This is a genomic window from Streptomyces sp. NPDC002176, assembly GCF_044903645.1.
GTDB lineage: Bacteria > Actinomycetota > Actinomycetes > Streptomycetales > Streptomycetaceae > Streptomyces.
Map to the genome: position 1 here is coordinate 728,542 of NZ_JBJDQW010000001.1, position 18,209 is coordinate 746,750.

The 18,209-nt window shown below is 67.1% G+C and carries 15 protein-coding genes; 7 read left to right on the forward strand and 8 right to left on the reverse strand.

Going from position 1 to position 18,209, the window contains the following annotated elements:
• Nucleotides 1-27 precede the first annotated feature (27 nt).
• Nucleotides 28-1,467 carry an NADP-dependent phosphogluconate dehydrogenase gene (gene gndA, locus ACI2LY_RS03195; RefSeq protein WP_404705589.1) on the forward strand — a complete coding sequence of 480 codons (1,440 nt, stop codon included), beginning with the start codon at nucleotides 28-30 and terminating at the stop codon, nucleotides 1,465-1,467.
• A gap of 416 nt (nucleotides 1,468-1,883) precedes the next feature.
• Here gndA and ACI2LY_RS03200 read toward each other — a convergent pair whose 3' ends face one another.
• From ACI2LY_RS03200 to ACI2LY_RS03235, 8 genes are all read right to left on the reverse strand, one after another.
• Nucleotides 1,884-2,219: a GNAT family N-acetyltransferase gene (locus tag ACI2LY_RS03200; RefSeq protein ID WP_389005660.1), complete on the reverse strand. Its 336-nt coding sequence runs from the start codon at nucleotides 2,217-2,219 to the stop codon at nucleotides 1,884-1,886.
• Between the two features lie 31 nt (nucleotides 2,220-2,250).
• The gene (gene panD, locus ACI2LY_RS03205; RefSeq protein ID WP_404705590.1) at nucleotides 2,251-2,670 is read right to left on the reverse strand and encodes an aspartate 1-decarboxylase; all 420 of its coding nucleotides are present in this window, start codon (nucleotides 2,668-2,670) and stop codon (nucleotides 2,251-2,253) included.
• 624 nt (nucleotides 2,671-3,294) lie between these two features.
• Nucleotides 3,295-4,377, reverse strand: a complete 1,083-nt coding sequence (locus ACI2LY_RS03210; protein WP_404705591.1) for a hypothetical protein — start codon at nucleotides 4,375-4,377, stop codon at nucleotides 3,295-3,297.
• Nucleotides 4,378-4,427: 50 nt separating this feature from the next.
• Nucleotides 4,428-4,736 (reverse strand): DNA-binding protein, encoded by a 309-nt coding sequence (locus ACI2LY_RS03215; RefSeq protein WP_404705592.1) that lies wholly within the window; start codon nucleotides 4,734-4,736, stop codon nucleotides 4,428-4,430.
• Entirely contained in the window at nucleotides 4,733-5,476 is a 744-nt protein-coding gene (locus tag ACI2LY_RS03220; protein WP_404705593.1) for a hypothetical protein, read from the reverse strand. Before ACI2LY_RS03220 ends, ACI2LY_RS03215 begins: the two co-directional genes overlap by 4 nt.
• Nucleotides 5,477-5,753: 277 nt before the next feature.
• Nucleotides 5,754-6,545 carry a hypothetical protein gene (locus tag ACI2LY_RS03225; RefSeq protein WP_404705594.1) on the reverse strand — a complete coding sequence of 264 codons (792 nt, stop codon included), beginning with the start codon at nucleotides 6,543-6,545 and terminating at the stop codon, nucleotides 5,754-5,756.
• Nucleotides 6,546-6,654: 109 nt separating this feature from the next.
• Nucleotides 6,655-7,365 carry a Crp/Fnr family transcriptional regulator gene (locus ACI2LY_RS03230; RefSeq protein ID WP_404705595.1) on the reverse strand — a complete coding sequence of 237 codons (711 nt, stop codon included), beginning with the start codon at nucleotides 7,363-7,365 and terminating at the stop codon, nucleotides 6,655-6,657.
• Nucleotides 7,366-7,518: 153 nt separating this feature from the next.
• Nucleotides 7,519-11,838 (reverse strand): hypothetical protein, encoded by a 4,320-nt coding sequence (locus ACI2LY_RS03235; RefSeq protein ID WP_404705596.1) that lies wholly within the window; start codon nucleotides 11,836-11,838, stop codon nucleotides 7,519-7,521.
• 1,188 nt (nucleotides 11,839-13,026) lie between these two features.
• Between ACI2LY_RS03235 and ACI2LY_RS03240 the strand changes: the two genes are divergently transcribed.
• The 6 genes from ACI2LY_RS03240 (at nucleotide 13,027) to ACI2LY_RS03265 (ending at nucleotide 18,108) form a co-directional block, all read left to right on the forward strand.
• The gene (locus tag ACI2LY_RS03240; protein ID WP_404705597.1) at nucleotides 13,027-13,326 is read left to right on the forward strand and encodes a hypothetical protein; all 300 of its coding nucleotides are present in this window, start codon (nucleotides 13,027-13,029) and stop codon (nucleotides 13,324-13,326) included.
• An 89-nt stretch (nucleotides 13,327-13,415) separates the two neighbouring features.
• On the forward strand, nucleotides 13,416-14,027 hold the full coding sequence (locus ACI2LY_RS03245; RefSeq protein ID WP_404706468.1) for a Crp/Fnr family transcriptional regulator: 612 nt from the start codon (nucleotides 13,416-13,418) through the stop codon (nucleotides 14,025-14,027).
• 168 nt (nucleotides 14,028-14,195) lie between these two features.
• Nucleotides 14,196-14,933 (forward strand): hypothetical protein, encoded by a 738-nt coding sequence (locus ACI2LY_RS03250; RefSeq protein ID WP_404705598.1) that lies wholly within the window; start codon nucleotides 14,196-14,198, stop codon nucleotides 14,931-14,933.
• A 51-nt stretch (nucleotides 14,934-14,984) separates the two neighbouring features.
• Entirely contained in the window at nucleotides 14,985-17,201 is a 2,217-nt protein-coding gene (locus ACI2LY_RS03255; protein ID WP_404705599.1) for a hypothetical protein, read from the forward strand.
• A complete protein-coding gene (locus ACI2LY_RS03260) occupies nucleotides 17,198-17,890 on the forward strand; it encodes a hypothetical protein (protein WP_404705600.1) in 693 nt (230 codons plus the stop codon). Before ACI2LY_RS03255 ends, ACI2LY_RS03260 begins: the two co-directional genes overlap by 4 nt.
• Nucleotides 17,887-18,108, forward strand: coding sequence for a hypothetical protein (locus ACI2LY_RS03265; protein ID WP_404705601.1), 222 nt, complete (start codon nucleotides 17,887-17,889; stop codon nucleotides 18,106-18,108). The genes ACI2LY_RS03260 and ACI2LY_RS03265 overlap by 4 nt, the downstream gene beginning before the upstream one ends.
• The last annotated feature ends 101 nt before the right edge of the window (nucleotides 18,109-18,209 follow it).

The window sequence follows — 18,209 nt, forward strand, 5'->3', positions numbered from 1 at the left end:
CAACGACGCAGCTAGGGAGCAGGCGGTATGAGCACACACGCGCAGATCGGCGTCACGGGCCTGGCGGTCATGGGCCGCAATCTCGCCCGGAACTTCGCGCGCAACGGCTACACGGTCGCCGTCCACAACCGCACGGCGTCGAAGACACGTGAGCTGGTCGAGGAGTTCGGCGGCGAGGGCGACTTCGTCCCGGCCGAGACCGCGAAGGAGTTCGTGGAGGCGCTGGAGCGGCCGCGCCGACTGGTGATCATGGTGAAGGCGGGTGAGCCGACGGACGCCGTGATCGAGGAGTTCGCGCCGCTGCTGGAGCCCGGCGACATGATCATCGACGGGGGCAACGCGCACTTCGCGGACACCCGGCGTCGGGAGCGGGAGCTGCGTGAGCAGGGCATCCACTTCGTCGGCACCGGTATCTCGGGCGGCGAGGAGGGCGCGCTGCACGGGCCGAGCATCATGCCGGGCGGCTCGGTGGAGTCGTACGACTCGCTGGGCCCGATGCTGGAGAAGATCTCCGCGAAGGCGGACGACGGAGCCCCCTGTGTGACGCACGTGGGTCCCGACGGCGCCGGGCACTTCGTGAAGATGGTGCACAACGGCATCGAGTACGCCGACATGCAACTCATCGGTGAGGCGTACCAGTTGCTGCGCGATGTCGCCGGGTACTCGCCCGCCGAGATCGCGGACATCTTCCGTACCTGGAACCGGGGGCGGCTGGACTCCTACCTGATCGAGATCACCGCCGAGGTGCTGTCCCACGTGGACGCGGAGACCGGCGAGCCGTTCGTGGACGTGGTGGTCGACCAGGCCGAGCAGAAGGGCACCGGGCGCTGGACGGTGCAGATCGCGCTCGACCTGGGCGTGCCGGTGTCGGGCATCGCGGAGGCGGTCTTCGCCCGCTCGCTCTCCGGGCACGCGGCGCTGCGGGAGGCTTCGCGGGACCTGGCGGGCCCGAAGCCGACGCCGATGAGCAAGGAGGAGGCGGCCGCCTTCGCCGACAAGGTGGAGCAGGCGCTGTACGCCTCCAAGATCGTGTCGTACACCCAGGGCTTCCACGAGATCGCGGCGGGCAGCGCGGAGTACGACTGGGACATCGACCTCGGTGAGGTCGCCGCGATCTGGCGCGGGGGCTGCATCATCCGCGCGGCCTTCCTCGACCGCATCCGCGCCGCGTACGACGCCCGCCCCGACCTCCCGAGCCTCCTCTCCGACGAGACCTTCGCCCGCGAGATCGCCGAGGCCCAGGACGACTGGCGCGAGGTCCTCATCGCGGCCACCCGCCAGGGCGTCCCGACCCCCGGCTTCTCCGCCGCCCTCGCCTACTACGACGCCCTCCGCGCCGAACGCCTGCCCGCCGCGCTGACCCAGGGCCAGCGGGACTTCTTCGGCGCGCACACCTACCGGCGCGTGGACAAGGAGGGGTCGTTCCACACGCTGTGGGGCGGGGAGCGGAACGAGGTCGAGGCGTAAGGAAGCCTGCTGCCGCTCGGGACCCGTGTGGGCGCGACTCCGGGAAGGGAGTCGCGCCCACACGGGCACTCGGCCGGGCGCGCCCTCAGTGGGTCAGCGGGGGACCCGGTTCCGGGCTGGGGACGGGCTCCGGGCCCGGCGGGATGGGCGACGGGGCGGGGCCCGGAGGTACCGGCCCCGGTGCGGGCGGGCCGGGGGGCGTCGGCTCGGGCGCCGGGGGTGTCGGCTCGGGGCCGGGCTGGGGCGGCGGGACCGGCGTCGGATACGGGTCCGGCGGCGTGGGCCCGGGGCCAGGGCCGGGTGCCGGGGGTACGGGGTCGGGGTTCGGCTGGGTCATGACTGCCTCCGTGCGGTCGCCGTACTTCGTGGTGACCACCTCCCGACTACCCGCCGCACCCCGCCCCACTCCCCCGCGATCAGCGACCGGCGCGCAGCCGCTCCTTCGCGGCGGCGACCAGCGCGGGGTCGGCGGCGGGCGCCTCGTCCGGATGCCGCTCGGCCCAGGAGACGACGTACGGACACAAGGGAGCGACCGCGATCCCCTCCCGCCCCGCGAGCGCGTACAGCTCGCGGGCGAGCGAGCCCGCGATGCCCTTGCCCTCGTGGGCGGGCTCCACGATGGTGTGGACGGGGACCAGGGCGCGCGCGGGCGACTCCAGCACGAAGTACTCGATGTGCCCGACGACTTCACCCCCGGCGACGGCCTCCAGGCGGCCGGCCGCCCGGTCGTCACGGATCTCGACATCACTCATGGGCATACACGCTCCTGGTCGTCGTCCACGGTCAGGCCGACACGGCCTGCGGGCTGCGCCGCTGGTCGGAACCGGGCACGGGCTCGGACGGGTCGGCACCGAGGGACACGATCCGGTTGTCCGCGTCGACATGCACGACCCGCGGCTTCAGCTCCCGCGCCTCGGCGTCGGAGACCTGGGCGTAGCTGATGAGGATCACCAGGTCACCGGGGTGCACGAGGTGCGCCGCGGCCCCGTTGATCCCGATCACCCCGGACCCCCGCTCCCCCTCGATGACGTACGTCTCCAGCCGGGCCCCGTTGGTGACATCCACGATGTGCACCAGCTCCCCCGGCAGCAGATCGGCCGCGTCCAGCAGGTCGGCGTCGATGGTCACCGATCCCACGTAGTGCAGGTCGGCCTGGGTGACGGTGGCTCGGTGGATCTTGGATTTGAACATGGTGCGCAGCATGTTGGACTCCTGAATTTCGGCTCCCTGCCTGCTTTGCGCAGGTCAGGTGCGTCGTTCAGCCTACATCGGCGCATCCTGGACTCGAAGACCTTCCAGAACATGGTGCGCCGTTGCCAGCAGATGTCTCACCTGCACAACCTGTGCGAATCAAGCTGCCACGAAGCCGTCCGATCGGGAACATGCATGGAAGAGAGACCCGGCCCAATGCTGGCCCGATGCTGATTTACCTGGTAAGCCATCAGGTAAATCAGCAACCAGAAGAGGTCGTGTGTCGCGGAGCGTGCCCCCAAACCAGGATCCGGATCAGACGTGGGCAGGTGAGCACCTCCGCGCGGCCATTGCCGGCCCGGCAGCCTCAAGGGGCCGACGGCGCTGCCGAAGGATGCAAGGTCGCCGGTTCAGCGACGCAGGGAGTGCTCCTCGCGCGGTTGTGTGGGGATGAAGCGGTGCGCCGAGGCTGTCCCGGTGTGGGGTTGGGCGCACAGATGAGTCCCAGGCACAGATCAAGGACTTCTGCCTAGGATGCCTCGATTCCCGGCTGGCGTACGCTCACCCTTCCAGTATGCCTACTGAGCAGGAACAGGACCCGGGCCTCCGAAGAGGTCCGGGTCTGCAAGGGCTGCGTCATACGACGGAACTGTGTGCCATCGCACGGGCCTTGGCTGCCCACTCCCCCATCCTCGTGATGGAGGACGTCAGTTGCCTCACCGCGGCGGAGATGTCCTTGACCGGCTTCCGGAGGTACCGGCTCAACTGGGTCATGGCGTTCGCCGATACACCGAAGTGGCCGATCTGCACCAGAGTCTCCTGAGCGGTCTCGTCCAGGGACATCAGCTGCACAAGAAACTCCTCTGTTCCCTCGCCACGCTCGTCGGCCGGCGTCATCTCGATAAGCGCCAACGCGGCTCGCACCCCGCTGTCCATGGACAGCATCCGCTCCGCGAACGCGGCGGCGACGGTGTTCAGCTCGCCCGCCGGTGCACTGATCGTCGTCGCGTACCGTGCGACGGCGGCGAGCCGGGCGCTCGAAGGCGCGTTCGCCTGCGCCAGGTCGAGCATTTCGGTGCTGGACTGCTCGGTCAACGCTCCGATCGTCTCGATCGTTTTTGTGATGGTGTCCATGTCGGCGGTCACCTCGTCCAGCCCGTCCTCGATCACGGCGAAGTTGTCGAGCAGTCCGGGTGAGTCGTCGTCCTCTTCGTTCCCTCCGTTGCCGACCTCCGAGACGAAGTCTGGTCCGTCACCGGTCTGGAGTCCGCGCAGTACCCGGGCCGGCGTGAGGAGTTCGAAGCCTTCTCGGAGGCCGACTTCCAGAGCGCTCTCGATCTCCTTGCGTGCTCCGGCCAGATGGCTACGAGTCCGCTGGTAGCGGATCGTCCTGATCGACGCGATGTCGAAGGGCAACTGCCCGGCCTCACCGATGTGGATCGTCGGCTTGCCGGTGATGTGCCGCAGCCCGAGTTCGTACATCACGTTGGGGTTACCGCCGCTGACGTCCGCGACCACCAGGTCGGACTCAAGGACGTGCCGACAGATCTGCTCGTTGATGTCTCCGGCATGCGCGATACCGTCCGCGCGTACGGCACTGATGCCGTACCTCTCGCAGGCAGGGGCGATCACCTGCTCGAAGATACCGAGGTAGTGCTCATACGCCTCGCGCTCGGGGCTGCCGTGCGCGGCGTGCGGGTCGCCGATGGGACCGACCACGAAGCACCTCCGGGGCTGGTCGGACTCCTGTTGGAGCGTCTGTGAAGTGATCATTCAGGAACCTCCGACGAGGGATCGAGGATGTCGTTGAACTGGGCTCCGGGCGCCGCGTCGTCCTCCAAGGGGACGGCGTACACCGGCCGCTCTTCGATGCCGAGGGCGCGCAACAGGTAGGCGGTGGGAATGCGGTAGCGTCCACCGATCCACAGCACGGGGCACGGGAAGGAGCCGAGACGAATCAGCTTGTACGCCGTCGCCGTGCAGATGTCGAAGGCTCGGGCCGCCGTGCGCAGGTCGACACACAGAGGCAGGTCGAGGGCCTCCGCGAAGCCGAGCGGCGGGCTGGACCGGCGCCTCACCGCTGGGCTCCCGCGGGGCGCAGGACCAGCGTGCCGATGAGGTCGGCCTCCTCGTGACGGCGCGCTCGTAACACCAGTTCAGGCAGGCGAGTACCGGTACGTCGGTCGTCCTGCCGAGGGCGCGGCTCGGCGAAGCGGAGTGTGGCACGCAGGCCCTCTCGGCAGGGCGGGGGCGTGATGTGCAGTTCCCATCCCTCGGGCGGGCGAGGCAGTTCCTGCGACGGGACGACGGCGTTTCGCGCCTCCGCGAAGACACCGACGTCGACGAAGGGGATCTCCCGTGAGACCCGTTTCGCGTAGGCCCACATCCCGTTCACCGCCTCCTTGATCAGTCGACCGCCCGTGTCCGGGTCGTCCGGGTCCGCCGCGCCGAGAGCGACGAGGACGGCCAAGACGGCCTCCGCCTCGAGGTCCGGCTGGTCGAGCCACTGCCAGAGGCGCAGGATCCGGTACAGATTGCGATACAGCCCGGGAAGGGCCAGCCACACGACGAGCAGCCGTCCGGCGCCGTTGTCACGACGCGGCTCCCGCATGGCCTCAATGAGAGCCTCTCGCCAGACCGTCGCACCCACCGTCGCGTCCCGTCGTGGGCCGTAGAGCGCATTTCTGCTCTCTTCCAGGGTGAGAGGGACCGATCGGGAGCCGACGTGCACTGTGAGGGACCGCTGCGGGGCGCCGGGCGGTCCGAGAACAGCCTGGTCGATACGGGCGAAGACGCTTCCGGGTCCGGTCGATGTCATGCCCTCTCCTTTCTGGCCTCGTCGGGCCGGAGGTGTGTCATGGCGGCAGCGGCTCGATCGCAGGCACGTGTGAGGTCGGTCAGGGCGGATGACACGGTCGTGTGCCACGTCGTACGGGCTCGGAGCGCCGACCCGTTCCGGCTCAGGGATGGCGTGACAAGTGAGGCGGGCGGGTGGAAGTGAATCCCGCCGTACACGGCGTGGCCGACGTTCACCCCGTAATCCGCCCACTGGCTGCTGCCCCGCTCGTGCCAAGGCGGGGCCTTGTAGAAGCCCTTCAACGCGCGGGCCCTGAGCCGGCCGCCGGTGGGCACACGGGTAGGCCGATGGTGAGACCACCGACAACGTCCCGGCCGACAGCGGCGCCCTGGTGGACGTACTGCGACAGGGGTGACTGGCTTGACACTTCGGCGTCCGGCGAGGGCTTCGGCTCCGGCGCCTCCGCCACGGCCGAGCGCACGTCGTCCGGCGTGGTGCCCGGCACATGGATCCAGCCGTAGCCGCCGAACTCCTTCACCCGCACATGAGCCCGCACGTACTGCTCAGGGTCCAGGTCGGGGCGTCCGGACCGCACGACGTCCTGGTACAGGCGGTCCGACACGATGACGGCCAGATCCGCTGCCGTGAGGGCGGCAAGCACGGCTTTGAGCTGGACCGCGTTGACATAGCGCGCCACGGCGACCGGGGCCGGACCGGCGTGGCCGAGGGCGGCGTCCGCGATGACGCCGGTGTCCACAGCCATCCGCAGTCTGACCCGCTGGGCCGCCGGACGGGCGTTGCGGTCCCGGAGGCGGACCGCGAGATGGTGAACGAAGGGGCCCAGCACCGCATCTTCCGGCGTGGCTTCGGGGAGGACAGCGAACTCCAGGTCGCCCTGCGGTTGACGCTTCCAGGTCGCCCGGTCCAGTCCGGTCAGCGCCGCCGCCTCGTCCAGCATCCGGACCAGCTCGGACTGGACGGCCGACTGCGTCCGGGTGTCGAGGCGGCTGTAATGCTCCACATCCGCGGCCAGACACAGCCGGTGGTGCGGCAGGCCGGCCGGCGGCTGGGGAGGAGAGAGCTCTTTCATAACAACTCGCCACCTTCCAAAGGGGTTGGGTGCGGTACACGCCAACTCTGAGCCGAAGAGGTGGGAGCAAAGAAGGAAGCCGCATTAGTGCGGCTTTCTGGACGTGGCCCTATGCGGCCGGATCACTCAGCAGGGCTGCATCCCGCAGACGTGCCATGTTCTCGATGAAGGTCTGTCGACAGCCGGTGGTGATGATTCGCTCCTTACCCAGCCGGGCGAGAGCCTTGTGGACGGTATGCGTGGTGGTCGCGGTGAGTGCGGCGAACTCCGACTGGGACAAACTCACGCCGATGCGCACCCTGTTCCGATCGGGACCACGGAGCGTGCGTCTGGGATGCCCGTGCGATTCCGCGAGTTCGACGAGGACGCGAGCCAGCCGGACGGCGACGGGATATGCGCCCAGCTCCAGCCGTAGCCGGTTGGCTCGGCGCAACCTGTCGCAGAGCATGCGGTTGAGTGCCAATGACGCCTCGGGATGGGCGAGGAAGAAGGGCTCCAGTTCATTGCGCGGGACGACAGTGGCAGACACGTCGCCGCAGGACGTGACGGTGGCCGAGCGGGGCCCGATGCCCATCGCCGCCACCTCGCCCACGATGTCCCCAGCAATCCTGATGTCTCTCAGTAACACACGGTCACGGTCCAGCCGGGCGGTCACTTTGACCAAGCCCTCGTGCAGAACCACCAGTTCCTGGGTCTGGTCGCCCTCGTGAATGAGTACGTCTCCCACGGCGTAGCGGAGTCGGGTACCGAGCCGGGTGAAGGCCGAGCGCGTTCCGGGCGACAACGTGTCGAGGAAGACCGCGCATCCGTTGGGGTTCATGCTGTGCATCATCTGCACAGCACAGCACTCGGTCACCGCGGCGACGAGCGGTTCCCGCGGCTCCTTCGAGGCACCGGACGCATGCGAGGGCGCGCAGCGGCGCACGGCTGGAGCGTCCTGCGGACCGGAACCAGAGAGAGCCGCTGGTCCCGCTCAGCTGCGCTCAGACTCGTGGATCGCATCGGCCACGCCGTAGGACCCGAGGAGCAACAACTCGTCCAACAGATCGAGGACCGCGGACCGGCACGTGGGTGACGACGCCTGGACATACGCGCGGACCAGCAGGCGGCCGATATGGCGCGCGTCAGCCGCCACACCACGCGCGAGGTCGGCGGAGGCGGCTCCGAACACCGCCACGAAGCGCCGCGTACACGTCAAGACCAGCTCGTCGACGCGGTCAGGGGCTTGTTCAAGCGTGATCAGCAATTGAGGCAGTGCGATCTCGAAGGCATGGGAGTCCATCAGCGCGGTCAGTGTCCGCCGGTAGGCCCTCAGACGTCGGCCGCGCAGCGCGGAAGCCACCGTGGCGGCGGCTGCCCGCACGTCCTCATCGCGATCGTGGAAGAACCGAACGAGCGCGTGATGGGCAAGCGCCACATCACCGGTGTTCAAGAGGCGCTGAGCGCACACCTCGGCGGCTCCCTGCCGCTGTGCCGCGTTGTTCCCGGCAAGCACCTTGGCCAGCAGGTAAGGCGACTCCCACTCCATCGCCGCCAGCGCAGCGACCTGTCCACCGACCCGGCGCACTGGCGCCACCGGCGAGTCCAGCATCCGCTCTGTCAGCGGTCCCGCCAACGTCGGATCTCCGTGCATCAACGCAACGGCCAGGCGAGCCACGTACGGTGATGCCAGCAGGTGGTCAGGAGCCCGTACAAGCACCGCGAACGCGTCGGACGCCGCTGCGCGGTCGTAGCGGATCGCGGCGTGCAGTGTCCGGGCCACACATGCCCGGACGTCGAGGGAGGGGTCGGTCGCCAGTCGACCCAGCCGGGGGACGATCAATGCGGCCCGGGACCCGTCCGCGTCGCTGATGAGTAGATCGCCCAGGCTCTCGGCCGCACTACCCCGTACGGTGTTGATCCCAGCGGTGAGCAAGTCACGGGTCACCTCCTGCCTATCCGCGCCCAGTAGATCGTCGGCGTCGCTCGGCCCACCCAAGTTGAGAGCACAGCTCAGAAGTGTCTCCACCAGGTCGAGCGGCACATGATCGAGGTAGCTCCGCAAAGCGTGCCCCAACCACCGGTCGTGTTCTGGCCTCCCTCTGCTCGCGAAGTGGCGCACCGCCGCGAAGACGGTCTCCGGATCGTCGTACGGTTCGGCTTCTCCTAAGCCAAGGAGCAGCGAGGCACCGTAGGCCGGGTGCGTCCCGGCGTCCATCCGCACGGCGAGCCGCGCGAATCGACCGGGGTCCGCAACCGCCATGCTGCGCAGCACGTGGGACAGCTCGCGTGCCCCACCGGTGTGGGTCGACCAGTCGGTCCGGTCCTGGCTGTGCTTCCTCATGGCCCTCAGCCACTGATCGTCACTCATGTGCCGGGCTGCTTCCGTCGGTATGGGCGATCCGACGAACCCAACCGTCATCCCCTCCGGTTCCTCCGGCTCCCGTCTATCGCCGTGGAGTCGGCGAAGTTCTGCGAGTCGGCGCGCCGCCCGCTCGGAAAGTCGCCCTTCTGGAAGCGCCGTCAACAGGGTGAACTCATGCCACGGCGAGGGTTTCTCCTCCGGAGGAAGGCGCAGGTGGAGCAGACACTGCTCCAGCCTCCCGAAAGTATCGTCGGGCAACGCGGACCCGATGGCGCAAAGGACCTCACGGGCGCCCCACACTGCATTGGCCGTATAGCCGGACAGCAGACGATATCTGCCCTGAAGAAGGATTTCGGCGGCCCACGGGGCGAGATCAGGTCCCCCGGCGGCCAGCGCTTGGTAGAGCAGCCACTGCGCCGCTTCGTACGGCTCAGTCACCAACTGCTCCACGAATTGACGCGCTCGCGCCGCATCCCGACCGGCTGCACGCCGCAGAGCTTCGGCCGCTCCTAGCAGGAGAGCGTCACCCAGGTCGCCGGGGTCGTCGCCAGGAAGGCGGTGCGAGAAGTGGCGGTCGTGAACGGGCCGCCCCGTCCACACCGGATAGGCAGTCAGCCTCATCACGGCCAAGAGGATCGGCAGCACCCGGACGCAGAACTCCTCCGGTGCGCCGACAGCGGCGCCGGCCACCATCTTGAGTGCCGTGTAATCCCGGCTCAGCAGTACCGCGACCCGGCCATTGTCGTCGAGTGAGAGCGCATTCGGGTGTTCCTCCAGTAGTGCCCCCAGCAACTCGACCACCCATACGGGTTCTTCGTCCGTCAGGTCAACCGCTGGATCCCAAAGGGCACGTTCGACACCAGTGAAGAGACCGGCTCGCACACCGTCGAGCAGGAGGTCGAACAGCCGTCGGCTCCCTGCAAGGCGGGCGCGGGGAACGATCCGCACCAGCAGCGCGCCGTATTCAGGGTCAGCGGCGTGCGGCTCCAGAAGGCGGGCCACCCGATCGGGCAGGGCGTCGGCGATCGCCACCAACAGCCCTTCTGCCCAGTCCCGTTCTCTCGGGTCGGCGCTGTCGAGCCAGCCCTCGAAGACCCCCTCCTCGTCCCCGCGGCAGAACCAGGCGGGCGTGCCGAGCAGGGCGACGAGATGGCCACGGAAGGGCGGACGCGTATCCAGCACACGGGCGACGACACCCCACTCGGCGGCGGTAGGAGCATCAAGCCCGCGCAGTACGGCCAGGGTCAGATGCTTGAGGTGGTAACGGATGTCCGTACTGGTCAGCAACGCCTCGACCTCCTCGGCGAACCGTTCCGGGTCGAGGTCCCGGAGGTGATCGAGCACCTGCCGAACCTGTCCACGGCGGAACAACTCCTGCTCGCCACCGGTAAGGAAGGCAACCATGCTCTCCTCGCGCCTGAGCCATTCGCGGGCGAAGGCATAGTCGAAGAAGCTCTCGTGGAAGAAAGCCAGTTGGCGGCCGTCGCGCACAAAAACGTGTTCCGACTCCAATACCTTCCGGCTGACGGCGAGGTCGTCTGTGTCGAGCATGCTGTATGGCACGGACAGCCGCTGTCGCGTGCTCATGGCGGCGACCACGGCTGAGACCGCGTCGTGGAATCGCACGGACGAGCGCCGGGCACACTCCTCCTGTTTGGTGTCCCAGAAGGCGTCGAAAAGCTGCCGGGTGTTTCGGAAGAGAAGGGCCTTCTCCCGGTTGGCGACCTGGGCGAGGAGGACGAGATGCAGCGGTGAGCGCAGCAACGCCTTTTGTGACAGGTCCAGTCGGGAGGCATCCAGACCCATGTCGCTGACGGCACTGTCGACCTGGGCGTCGGAGAGCGATGCGACCGTGATGCGTGTGCAGTGGTCCGAGACGGTGAGCCTGCGAATACGGGCGTCGGCCTCGACGTCGAACGCGCGGCAGGCCAGAACGACCCGCATGCCAGGATGTGCCGCAGCCTCGTCAACAAGGTCGGCCACCGCGTCGAAGGTTTCCGGAATACGTCCCGATGCCATGCTGACTGCATCGAGCTGGTCCACGACGAGGACGCAAGGCCGCCCGCCCGCAATGGCGCCGAGGGAGCTGACCGGGGACATCTGCAGACCTACACGCTGCCCCAGTTCTTGGGTCGAGTTGAAGGGTTCCAGACGGTCGAGACGGAAGGCGAGCACCGGAGTGGCCGATTCGTCGAGGGCGGTGAATGCCTGATGCAACACGGCGCTCTTCCCACCGCCAGCGGTCCCGGTCAGCAGGACCAGCTGCCGGGCGCCATCCATGACCTCGGCCACGAGGCGGACACCTTCATCCCGGGGAATTGTGGGTTGGAGCAGCGCCCGTTCGACACTCGCAGCCCATCGGTGCGTCACCGTTCTCATGGTGTCGGCTACCGAGACCGCGTCGGCCCGCGCGACGTGTCGCAGTCCGTACGACGCAAGCCGGGTGATGAGGGCCGCGGCATCAAGCGTGGTTCCCAGGTTGTCGAGCAGGACCTGACCGATGGCAATCGCCGCCAAGCGGCCCGGCGCTCCAGCCAAGACTTGTTCGGCCAGGACGGCGTTGATGTGTACGAGGTCCCGTTCATCGTGCCACTCCACCCAGAGTCCTCTTAACATCCTCCAGGCCATAGCGGTCGAGCCGTAGATGCTCCTGGAGGCAAGGGTATGGAAGGGGCCCCGGAGTTGGTCCGTCAGCCACTCGGCCTCGAACGAGGCAAGATCGTCGGAGCGGCGGGCACGGTCTGCTAGCTCATCGAGCACACGTGCGGGAATCACGGAGACAAAGTGGAACGTCCTGCCCGCCTCGACATGCGAACGCAGGCTCTCCCACACCCCCTTGTCGCGGAGAGACGCCACATTCCAGCTGTTCGCGTTGCGGTTCTGCCGCTTTACTTGGTGCGCCTCCTCTCCATGATCGTGCCGGTAGACGAACTCGACCCCCTCGCCCACCGCTCCCCCCGGTTCAACACAGAGCGACGTGGCCGAGCCCAGCAGTACATACAGGGCATGTCTGATCGTCCAGGCCCCCTCGTAGCGGTTGCCGAACTTGTCCGTCTCGCCACCTAGCCTTGGTGCCACCGTCTCCCCTGTCCCCTAAGACCGCAGACGCACCGCGCGCGGACGCTACCGCATACGCGCGAGGCGCATCGAGTCCCCTGAGCCGACCTCATGGAGCAGGGATGAAAGACAATCCACGCCCTACAACAGTCTGCGCAGCAACCCCGGCATTGGAAGCCGCCACAACGAATCTGACACTGGCCCATTCCGAGCTCCTGGCCATATGCGAGTGCACCGAAGACCCGATGGTTATCGCGGACTGGCCGTCTGAGGTCGCCTTCAGAAAGGTGACCTCTTCAGAGTCGCCTCGTGCACGTTCGGAGCGACCCGGCGGGAGCGCACCGGCAAGGTTCTTGTGACCGTGGCGACCACCACTCGCGGCAGCGTGACGGGGCAGCGCCCCGCTCCACAAGGTCGAAGCCGACCCAGTCTGGCCCCCTCGTCGACCACCGCGAAGAACCGCAGAACGGCACGGGAGCCAGCGAAACACATATCAAGCCTTCCGAGCAGGGAGACGGGCGGCGCAGAAGGACCCTGCCACGGGGGCAGATCAGCATGCCGCACACCGTCCTGCCCCATGCTGACCTCTTGCTGACCTCTTGCTGACCGAAGGTCACAGATAGAGCACTGACCTGCGAAAACACCTAAACGCTAGATCTTGAACTTGAACACGGTTCACAGCATGGCTGACTCCTGAAAGGCGGCTCCTCGCCTGCGTTTTGCAGGTCAAGGACGTTCCTCACCCTAGACGGCACGCCTCAGACTCGAAGGCCGTGAGAACTTCGATTGCCACCCTCGACTCCGGCTGTGACCGAGCGACCACGGCCGCTACCACGTGGTGGGCAGCAGCTTTCCGGTCGCCTGCCCAGACTGCACTCCAAGTCGTGACACAACGAAGAGGAGAAGGCATTGGAAGGCCCGGAGCCGCAGAACGTCCCGCCGTGCGCCTCGGCATTGACTGCTACGCCCCCGAGTACGGACAGCGGGATGTTCATCGAGGTACAGCGTGCGGATACAAAAGCTACGGCGCCGTGCGCACCGGTCGACTCATCCCGCTTGCTCAGAGCGGCTGTGGCACTAGTGAGCACACTGCTCGGGGCAGCCCTGATATCGGCGCTGACAGCCTTGCGCCCCACCTTCCCGAAGGACGACCGGCCCATTTGGCGTGAGGAGTTCGCCAGCGGAGGCGGCGAGAGCGGGCGCACGTCATCATCCGTCCCGCGATGCCCGGTGAACCGCTCCGGGCTACCGGAACGTGAGCCCGCTCTGACGGTCCTCGCGCACCGAAAGTTCCGGGCGATCAAGGTGACCGTCGATCTCATCGTGGCCGCAATCAGTGTGGCCGGATTAGTCCTGTTGCTCACCTTCCATGCGTCCTGAAAATCTCACTCATGTGGGATGGTTCCTACGTTTGGGGGGATATGTATCAGTCACACATGTCTGTGCTCGGCGAGAGTCTGTGGTCGCGGTTGCGCAGCCTCGCTCCCATACGGGTACGCCCTGCCCGCAGCGTCCTCCTGCGGCAGGGAGATCCTGGCACCCATGTAGTTCTTCTCGCCTCGGGATCCACCCTCGTGACACTGACGGGGCCGAACGGAGAACGCGCCCTGCTCGCGGTACGCGGCCCCGGTGAACTGCTCGGTGAACTGGCCGTCCTGGACGCCCAACCCCGCTCGGCTTCTGTGATCGCCGCAGAATCCTGCCGCGTGCATCTCATTCCGGCCCCTGAATTCCTTTCCTTCGTCGAGAACAACGGCCTGCTCAACCCGTTGCTGCGCCATGCGATAGCGCGGGTCAGGGAATCCGAGGCCGTCAGACTCGAACTCGCCACCTCGTGTGTACCGGTGCGCTTGGCCAGTGCCCTGCGCCGGCTCGTGAATGCGGCTTCGACGAATCAGCTCGCGGTCAGTGTGCGACTGACGCAGGCAGAGCTCTCGCAGATGATCGGTGCGTCCCGCAACGCCGTTGGTATGGCGATCAAGCCATGGCGAGAAAGGGGCTGGCTGGAGGCAGAGGCAGGCGGCGGACTACTGATCCACGACATCACATCGATCGTGGCGCACGCCCGCAACTCGATGTGACCGGCGGCACTTTGACCGTGCCCAGTACTGGGCACCGGAGCGCGCTCTGGCCGATCAGCATGGGGCACTCGATCCCTCCGTCATGACCTGAAGGTCGGTGACCGCATGTCCTTTGCCCCGCCCTCGCCCCTCGAAGTTCCTCCAGAGCAAGCGCTTCTGGCTGTGGACATGCAGGGCTACAGCCAGATCCCGGAAGCAAAGATGGCTCCGGTCCGTTCGGACCTGGACGACGTCCTCGGCAACGTGCTGGCTCACGTCGGGCTACAAGGCCCAAGAGGCCGTCCAGGTGCTTTCAAAGACACCGGTGACGGGGCCATCTTCGTCATGCCCGCCAAGGACATCGCACGACTGGTCGACCCGCTGCTGGAACACCTGCACCAGGCGCTCGTCCGTTATGACCATGAACGGCTTGCCAGCGCTCCGGCGATCCGGTTGCGCGCTGCCGTACACGTCGGACCGCTCTCCCTGCCCGCACACCGCGGTGATGCCATCAACGAGGTGTGCCGACTGCTCGACAGCCAGATCGTGCGCGCGGGTCTGACCGTGGCCCGGGAACACCGGGGCGGCTATTTGGCCGCCGTCATCTCCGAGACGGCGTTCCGGCGTACCGTCCGCGCGGGGCGCACTCCGAAGCTTGAGGAAGAACAGTTCCTGAGCACCACGGCGCGGGTGGACGGCAAGGCATTCGAGGAGCCGTGCTGGCTGTTCGTACCCCAGATGACGCCGCTGGCCCTCAGCTCGCTCATCAACCGGGAGCCGCCCGGAAGCGGGGGCGGAGCAACCACACCGATGCCCTCCGGCCCAAGTAACCCGCCTGGGGCCGTGTTCCAGTTCAACGGCGAAATGACCGACACGACTGTGATCAACAAGGTCGGGACCATGCGCATCGACCGGCGCCGGATCTGACCCCTCTCGTGTCCTCGCTCCCGTACCACGTGGAAAGGTACCCGAAAGCGCATGTCCGAAGATCGCTCCCACCTTCCGCCCCGCCCTCCCGACGAGCCCGGGGCTCCATGGCAGGGAGATGACGGCATTACTCCGCCGCCGGACCCGGGCGGCAGTGCCTCTGGAGACGCCGACGCAGTCGGCGAGGAACGGGTGCGCCCGGCGGCGTTTGCCATTCCCCCGCTACCGGACACCGAGCCGAAGCCGATCACGGTGAACCGTCCGGAGCTGTTCGTCCACCACGCCGACAAGGTCATCAACGAGACCCGAAAGCAGGGGATCCTCGAAGGCCCCACTCTTGCTCGTCACGAGTTCAAGAAGGAGCCGATCGTCTGCGAAGGCCAATGGGCCGAGACGTGGCAACAGGCTCTCGATCCGGAGGGAGTACGTCTGCGGAAGCCCGTCTTGATCATTGTCGCCCCGCGTTCGTACGGATCGACCACTCTGGCGCTCCATCTCCTCGCCCGGCATACGGACGAGGAGACCGACATCGTGAAGCTGGACGCGGACTGGAGGACGCCTAAAGTGGGGCGGCTTCCCGCCGAGGAGCGCCACGCCTACCAGGTCGATCTCAAGGACCCTAACCACGACCGTGTCTCCGCCGATTTCCTCACCATGCTCGAAGAGCATGCCGGGCTCCTTGACAGACTGGGCTCCTATCTCGTCTTGAACGTGGCCCAGGATCTCTGGGCTGATCACTACATTCCGGTCCAGTCACGGATTCACGTCGTCCACCTCAGTGAGCCGCCGTCAGCCCAGGAGGTGGCGGAGTTCCGGCTGAGGGCTCGCAAGGTCCCCGGCCTGATTGCCTACCTGCGCTCGGGCGACAAGACCAAGGCTTTACTGAGCCAACTCGACGCCGTGGAAGCGGTCCGGGCGGCGGACTCGATCGTGCTCGCGTGGCAGGAGCATGAACGGCTGACCGGTTCTTCGTTCCCCATGGGCCTCCCGTCGTCGTGGGCTGCGCTCGACGACGAACTCGCCAAACGGATCACGTCTGCCCTGTCCGACTGGCGGGAGAAACTCGACGTCCTCTTCGGGGAGACGGCCCCCGTACACAGAGGCAAGGACACGTCACTGCCACTGGAGGATCGCTGTCTCCTCCTGGCTCTAGCTGTGCGCCAATCCGCTCCGATGCCCGAAGTCGCTAAGGCCGCCCGGGATCTCCAGAACATCATCAGCGCCGACGCCGCAGGCACGAGCGGCTTCACTTCGACGACAAGCACAGCGTTTGCCGGGCGAGGATTGCGCCGCCGTGTCGTCGATTCCGGCGCCCGCGTCGGCACGCACGACGAGGTGGTCTTCGACCAGCCCGGCTATGGTAGAGCCGTCCTGGCCTACGTATGGGACAACTACGAGGTCATGCGCGAGCCCTTGCTGAAGTGGCTCGTGGAAGGGGATGGCGACACCAAGACGAACGAGCACGTCGTTGATTCCATCGCCGCTCTGACCCTGCGGCACGGCAACGTCGACCACCTCGTCCAACTCGGTTCTCCAACCCGCCCCGTAAAGCAGGAACTCCTCAGCGCCGTCCTGGTCCAGGCAGTCCAGGACGAGCACGTCGGCCGCCAGGCGTGGGCCATCCTGTACGGCTGGGCATCGACCAGGGAACGTGCGACCACCGTGGTGGCCACATGTCGACAGATCCTGAACACCCCGGATGTCACGTCTTCTCAGGCCAGGATGGCAATGGTCCGGCTGCGACGAGCCGCCAACAGCGGGCAGGAGACAGCCTGGCCCGAGGCCCTCAAAGCCTTCGTGGAGCAGGCGCAGCACCCCGTCGGGGTGGCTCGGCTCATCACCGAGGTTCGCGCATGGCAACAGGCGGGGCGGTCTCGCGGTGCCGGCACCGCAGCCTTCCTGGCCCTCATGTCCGTCCCGGGCACCACCACTCCGTGGCTGCTGTCGGACGAAGTCCCGTCCGGGGTGGACGTGAAGCGGGCACTGCAGGACCTGTTGGCGGACCTAGCCACGGCACCGGACACGATCAACCGTCTCACGACCTGGATCAGCCAGTCGGCAACCGACCCTGTCACCTACACGTGCGTCCGCGACGAGTTGCTGCCCATTCTGCGTGGCCAGAAGATCTTCAAGGCTTCCATGGGCTTGATGCATGCATTGGAGTCTGTTTCGGTCGACGGTGACACGAACGCGGCCAACGACTTTTGGGATCGTCTCGTAGACCCGCGTGTCCGCACGGTGATCCAGATCAACAGGGATCCGGCGTGAAGTGGTTCTGGCAACGCCGGGCCCGCACGATCCACTGCACTCAGCCACGGATGCTCCGCTGCGCAACCCCTGGTATCCATTTCGAGGCCACGTTCACGGTCGAGTGGCGCCCCGCGCTGCGGACCCGGCCCAATCTTGAGGAACTAGTACTCAGCCGTACCCTGGCTCGGGCCAGCGAGGTCGCGCAACTCTTCTCAGCCGTCGAGGTGCGCACCGCTCAGGACACCGTCAACGCCGAGCTCGGCGCCCCGGAACACACTCGTGCCACCGAGTACCGGTGTCTGACTGCCCGTGTGCAGCTGGCCCTCTCGGAGCACGCGCAGGAGGTCCTTGCTCAGCAACAGGCGGACGAAGCCCGGGTGCGACGCCTGCGATTCCTGCGCACGAACCTGTACGAACAGCCCGACCTCTTCGTGCTCGACCGGATCGAGCGACACGGCGACTGGCCCGGCTCCGGGCAAGTCGCCGAATGGCAGCGCCTGGCGCGGTGGATGGTCGCGGCTGACGAATGGTGGCAGCCCATGCTCGACCAGTGGGAAAAGGTCGGCCAGGGCTTCAACGACATCGAGATGCAGAACCGGGCCATGCTCGCGCTCTGCGATGCGCTCCAGAAGCTGAAGGGCGATGACGCGTCGGACGAGTCTTCCGTCAAATCCCCCGCGTCCACGGAAGGGCGGCGTGGGGCATGAGTGTGGCTCTGTGGCGCATCCTCCTGGACCCTCTCTCTTCCTGGCGTGCGCTTCGCCTGCGCCGCGAGGCGGGCGACCATCTGTCGTTCGACGCGGCCTGGAGGCAGGCCCGGATGCTAGCTGCACCGGATGAGATGGTCTACCGCCTGTACGGCCATCAGTTCCCCAACGAGCACGAGGAAGGCTCTGAACAACCGGAAGGGAAGACGTACCGCTGAGCGAAACCGGCACGGCTCGGTGGCCCAGCCACTACTCGATCGTAGGGGGTCTTGTTGAGCGCATAGCTACATGGTGCGCAGCATGGCTGACTCCTGAAAGG